General features: G+C 72.1%; 4 protein-coding genes. All 4 read left to right on the top strand.

Annotated features, from left to right (window positions below; all coding sequences use genetic code 11):
* A partial coding sequence (locus ACYC1Z_RS13810) for a phosphoribosyltransferase family protein (RefSeq protein WP_461410102.1) occupies nucleotides 1–389 on the top strand: 389 nt, incomplete at its 5' end.
* Between the two features lie 234 nt (nucleotides 390–623).
* Nucleotides 624–1,292, top strand: a complete 669-nt coding sequence (hpf, locus tag ACYC1Z_RS13805; RefSeq protein ID WP_461410101.1) for a ribosome hibernation-promoting factor, HPF/YfiA family — start codon at nucleotides 624–626, stop codon at nucleotides 1,290–1,292.
* A gap of 66 nt (nucleotides 1,293–1,358) precedes the next feature.
* Entirely contained in the window at nucleotides 1,359–2,657 is a 1,299-nt protein-coding gene (locus tag ACYC1Z_RS13800; protein ID WP_461410100.1) for a winged helix-turn-helix domain-containing protein, read from the top strand.
* Between the two features lie 213 nt (nucleotides 2,658–2,870).
* Nucleotides 2,871–5,711, top strand: a complete 2,841-nt coding sequence (gene secA / locus ACYC1Z_RS13795; protein ID WP_461410099.1) for a preprotein translocase subunit SecA — start codon at nucleotides 2,871–2,873, stop codon at nucleotides 5,709–5,711.
* The last annotated feature ends 27 nt before the right edge of the window (nucleotides 5,712–5,738 follow it).

Raw genomic sequence — 5,738 nt, 5'->3', positions numbered from 1 at the left:
TACGGGAGGCTGCACGGGCTGCCGACCCGTCCGCACCGACGATCCGCCGCGTGCTGGTGGTCGACGCGCTGCGGCGTCGCCCGGGGCGTTCGCCGCACCAGTCGGGCCTGGGTGCGCGCGGGCGATCCGCCAACCGGTCCGGGAGCGTCAGGACGGTCACGGCGCTGCCCGCCGGCGCCGTCGCCGTGCTCGTCGACGACGTGGTGACCACGGGGGCGACGCTCGCCGCCTGCCGGGATGCCCTGGCCGGCGCGGGAACCGTCGTCGTCGGGGCCCTGGTCCTGGCCGCGACGCCGGCCCCGGCCCGCCGCCGGGTGCCCGGCGTCAGGGCGCCCGTGGGAACACCGACCGCTGCCCCGGCGGGACCCACCGGGACAAGACCAGCCTAGTACGAAACGGACGACTCGCCTCGGGACCATCGAGGTGTCCGCGGCGCACGAAGCGACTAAAGTTACGTCATGGTGAACAGCCCGAGGACGGGGAGGTCGCGCGAGGAAGCGCGGCCGGACCGCCGAGGGCGCACGAGGGAGGTGGTGGCCCTGCCCACAACCCGCACCTGAGGTGCGGTTCGCACGCCACGGGGCCGTGTCGCCCCAACACCCATCAGGACCGTGGAGGTCACCATGGAGATCATCGTCAAGGGTCGCAACACCGAGATTGCCGACCGCTTCCGTAGTCACGTCGAGGAGAAGCTGAGCAAGATCGAGCAGCTGGCGCCGCGCGCCCAGCGGGTCGAGGTCGAGCTCACCCACGAGCGGAACCCTCGGCTGGCCGACCAGGCCGAACGGATCGAGATCACCGTACGTGACAAGGGCCCGGCCATCCGGGCGGAGGCGAGCGCGTCGGACCGGTACGGAGCCCTCGACGTCGCAGCGGGAAAGCTGCAGGAGCGGCTGCGGAGATCTCGCGACCGCCGCAAGGACCACCACCGACACGTCACGCCCGCACCTCTCGAGGCGCAGCTGCCGGTAGAGCAGCCCGCGGACGACGACCTCCCCGACCACCCCACCCCGCCGACCGAACGCGGTCAGAGCGTCGAGGCCCAGCTCGGTGACTCCCCGGTGATCGTGCGCCAGAAGCTGCACGAGGCCATCCCGATGACCGTGGACCAGGCCCTGTACGAGATGGAGATGGTGGGTCACCCCTTCTACCTCTTCATCGACGCCGAGACCGGTCAGCCGTGCGTCGTGTACCACCGCCACGGCTGGACGTACGGCGTGATCCGGCTGGACACCGTGGCCGGCGACGGTGCCACGAACGACGTGAAGCAGGCGGCCGACATCCGTGCCTGACCCCACGGTGCCTGACCCCGCAGTGCCCCCCGCCCACGGGCGGTGGGCACTGCGGCGTCCGCTCCGGTGACGCCGCCGGCCCCGGCGCGCCCGGTACCCGCCGCCGTCCGCACGCTCACGGCGGGTCAGGCGCGCCGGACCGCCATCGCCGCGCAGGGGCTCGGCCGCCGCCCACCCGGCCGGGTGAGCATGAGCCACCTCGCCGGCGTCCTCGACCACACCGGGCTGCTCCAGATCGACTCCGTGAACGTCCTCGCCCGCGCCCACCTCCTGCCGGTCTACTCCCGGCTCGGCCCCTACGACGTCGGCCTCATCGACCGCGCCGCTGGGCGGTCGCCGCGCCGGCTCGTGGAGTTCTGGGCGCACGAGGCCTCGTTCGTCCCGCCGCGGACCTACCACCTGCTGCGGTGGCGGATGGCGGAGTACCGCGACCGCGACCACTGGGGCCGGGAGCTCTCGCACCACCCCGGGATCCTGGACACCGTGCGCAGCCTCGTCGCCGAGCGTGGGCCGGTCACCGCCACCGAGGTGCACGCCGTCCTGGGGGTCGCCCGCGGGCCGAAGGAGGGCTGGGGGTGGAACTGGACGCCGGCCAAGCACGCGCTGGAGCACCTGTTCAACGTCGGCGAGGTCGCCGCCGCCGGACGCACCCCGCAGTTCGAACGTGCCTATGACCTCACCGAGCGGGTGCTGCCGCCCGGGCTGCCGGCTCAGGCGCCGGTGCCGCGCGCGGACGCCGTGCGCGAGCTGGTCGACATCTCGGCCCGGGCCCACGGCGTCGCGACGGTCCGCTCGCTGGCGGACTACTTTCGGCTGCCCGCCGCCGACACCGCCCGGGCGGTCGCCGAGCTCGTCGAGGACGGTGCGCTCGAGGCCGTCCGCGTCCAGGGCCTCGCCCGACCCGCCTATCTGCACACCGGCGCGCGCGTGCCGCGCACCGCCGGGGTGCGCACGCTCCTGGGCCCGTTCGACCCGCTGGTCTTCGAGCGGCGGCGGCTCCACGAGCTCTTCGGCATGCACTACCGGATCGGCATCTACACCCCGGCGGCCCAGCGCACCCACGGCTACTACGTCCTTCCGTTCCTGCTCGGCGAGCACCTCGTGGCCCGCGTGGACCTCAAGGCCGACCGCCGGCGTGGGCTGCTGCGCGTGCGCGCCGCCCACGCCGAGGCCCCCACGGACGTCCCCGGTGTGCCCCGGACCGGGGGTGGCGCCTGGCCGGTGCGCGGCGCCGTCGTCGAGGAGCTGGCCGCTGAGCTCGCCGTCCTGGCCCGCTGGCTCGACCTCGGGGACGTCACGGTCGACGACGACGCCCCGGGCGACCTGGTCCGCGACCTCGCGGCCCGGGTGGGTCGCCCGGCCTGACCGGCGGGAGCATCGGGGCGACCCGGCCGGCGAGCTCGCGGCGCCGGTGGCGGTCCGGGTGGCGGTCTGGACCGACCAGGGTGGCTCCGGCCTTCCCGCACCCGGCTGCGACGGCACCCGCGGAGCGCCTACCATGGCCTCGGGCACGCCCGTCCAGGGTTGCCCGCGCCACGCGCCCGCGTGGTGGCACAGAGATGACCCGGGAGCTGGCTGGTGCCGAAGATCCTCGACAAGATCCTGCGAGCCGGCGAGGGACGGATACTCAAGAAGCTCGCGGCCATCGCGGACCAGGTGGACGCGCTCGAGGACGAGTTCTCGTCCATGTCCGACGCCGAGCTGCGCGAGGAGACGGACCGCTTCAAGAAGCGCCTCGCCGATGGGGAGAAGCTCGACGACCTCCTGCCCGAGGCGTTCGCGACGGTGCGCGAGGCGGCCACCCGCACGCTGGGTCAGCGGCACTACCGCGTGCAGGTGATGGGCGGCGCCGCCCTGCACCTGGGCAACATCGCCGAGATGAAGACCGGTGAGGGCAAGACGCTCGTCGCCACCCTCCCCAGCTACCTCAACGCGCTGACGGGCAACGGCGTCCACATCGTCACGGTCAACGACTACCTCGCCGGCTACCAGTCCGAGCTCATGGGCCGCGTCCACCGCTTCCTGGGCATGACGACCGGGACCATCCTCTCCGGCCAGACCCCGGCGCAGCGCCGCGAGGAGTACGCCGCGGACATCACCTACGGCACGAACAACGAGTTCGGGTTCGACTACCTGCGCGACAACATGGCCTGGGCCACCGCCGACCTGGTCCAGCGCGGCCACCACTTCGCCATCGTCGACGAGGTCGACTCGATCCTCATCGACGAGGCCCGGACCCCGCTGATCATCTCCGGCCCCGCCAGCGGCGACGTCAACAAGTGGTACGGCGAGTTCGCGAAGGTCGCCCGCCGTCTCGTGCGCGAGGAGGACTACGAGGTCGACGAGAAGAAGCGCACCATCGGCGTCCTCGAGCCCGGCATCGAGAAGGTCGAGGACTACCTCGGCATCGAGAACCTCTACGAGTCCCTCAACACCCCGCTGATCGGCTTCCTCAACAACGCCATCAAGTCCAAGGAGCTGTTCAAGAAGGACAAGGACTACATCGTCAAGAACGGCGAGGTCCTCATCGTCGACGAGCACACCGGCCGCGTGCTGGCCGGGCGCCGCTACAACGAGGGCATGCACCAGGCGATCGAGGCCAAGGAGGGGGTGGCGATCAAGGCGGAGAACCAGACGCTGGCCACCATCACCCTGCAGAACTACTTCCGCCTCTACGGCAAGCTCGCCGGCATGACCGGCACCGCCGAGACCGAGGCGGCGGAGTTCTCCGGCACCTACAAGATCGGCGTGGTGCCGATCCCCACGAACATGCCGATGCAGCGTCTCGACCGCTCCGACCTCATCTACAAGGGCGTGGTCCAGAAGTACTCGGCGATCGTCGAGGACATCGCCGAGCGGCACGCGAAGGGCCAGCCAGTGCTGGTCGGCACCACGAGCGTGGAGAAGTCCGAGGTGCTCTCGTCGCAGCTGAAGAAGAAGGGCGTCCCGCACGAGGTCCTCAACGCCAAGCAGCACGAGCGCGAGGCCGCCGTCGTCGCGATGGCGGGACGCAAGGGCGCGGTGACCGTCGCGACGAACATGGCCGGCCGCGGGACCGACATCATGCTCGGCGGCAACGCCGAGTTCATCGCGATCGTCGAGCTCAAGACGCGTGGCCTGGACCCCACCGAGACGCCCGAGGAGTACGAGGCGGCGTGGCCCGCCGCCCTCGAGACGGCGAAGCGCGCGGTGGCGGCCGAGCACGACGAGGTCGTGGCGCTGGGTGGGCTGTACGTGCTCGGCACCGAGCGACACGAGTCCCGCCGGATCGACAACCAGCTGCGCGGCCGCTCCGGCCGTCAGGGCGACCCGGGCGAGTCCCGGTTCTACCTGTCCCTCGAGGACGACCTCATGCGGCTGTTCAACTCCGGCCTGGCCATGCGGGTGATGGACGGCGCGTCCTACCCCGACGACATGCCGCTGGAGCACAAGTTCGTCTCCAAGGGCATCGCCAGCGCCCAGTCGCAGATCGAGGCGCGCAACTTCGAGATCCGCAAGAACGTCCTGAAGTACGACGACGTCCTCTCCCGCCAGCGTGAGGTCGTCTACGACGAGCGCCGCCGGGTCCTCGCCGGCGAGGACCTCGAGACCCAGATCCAGGCATTCCTCGACGACGTCGTGGAGGGCCTCGTGGCGGAGTACACCGCCGAGGGGGCGCCGGAGGCGTGGGACCTCGAGGCGCTGTGGGCCGAGATCAAGACGACGTACCCGGCCTCCATCACGATCGAGGACGTGGTGGAGGAGGCCGGCAACGTGACGCGCGTGACGTCGGAGATGCTGGTCACCGAGCTCCGGTCGGACATCCACCTGGCCTACGAGGCCCGCGAGGAGGAGCTCGGTGAGGACGTCGTGCGTCAGCTCGAGCGCCGCGTCGTGCTGTCCGTGCTCGACCGCAAGTGGCGCGAGCACCTCTACGAGATGGACTACCTCAAGGAGGGCATCGGCCTGCGGGCGATGGCCCAGCGCGACCCGCTCGTGGAGTACCAGCGGGAGGGCTTCGACCTCTTCCAGGCGATGAACGAAGCCATCAAGGAGGAGTCGGTCCGCTACCTCTTCAACCTCGAGGTGAAGCGGGCCGAGGCGCCCGACGCCGCGGGCGGGGCACCGATGGTCACGGCAGCCTCGGCGGCGGTGACGGCGGCGCACGCGCCCCAGCTCGGTGGTGCGGCGGCCCCGGCGGCCGGCACGCCCGCACCGGCGGCGGCGGCTCCGACGGCGGACCTCCTCGGTCTTGAGGAGCCGACGCGGCCGACCAAGCTCTCGTACTCCGCCTCCGCCCTGGACGGCACCGTCCCGACCGGGGTCAGCGCAGAGGCCGAGCCCGCCACACCGACCGGTGACGAGACGGACACCGGGGCGGCGGGCAACCGGGAGCAGCGCCGGGCCGCGGCCCGGGCGGCCAAGAAGCACTCGTCCTGACTGCCGTCGCCACCCCCGCGGGGGGGG

The sequence above is a fragment of the Georgenia sp. genome, assembly GCF_054605595.1.
Note: the sequence above shows the minus strand (reverse complement) of the source record. Positions and strands in the feature narration are given on the sequence as shown.

What these genes read in the sequence shown, in the direction of transcription:
- hpf (WP_461410101.1), top strand. Translation starts at nt 624, where the DNA reads ATGGAGATCATCGTCAAGGGTCGCAACACCGAGATTGCCGACCGCTTC.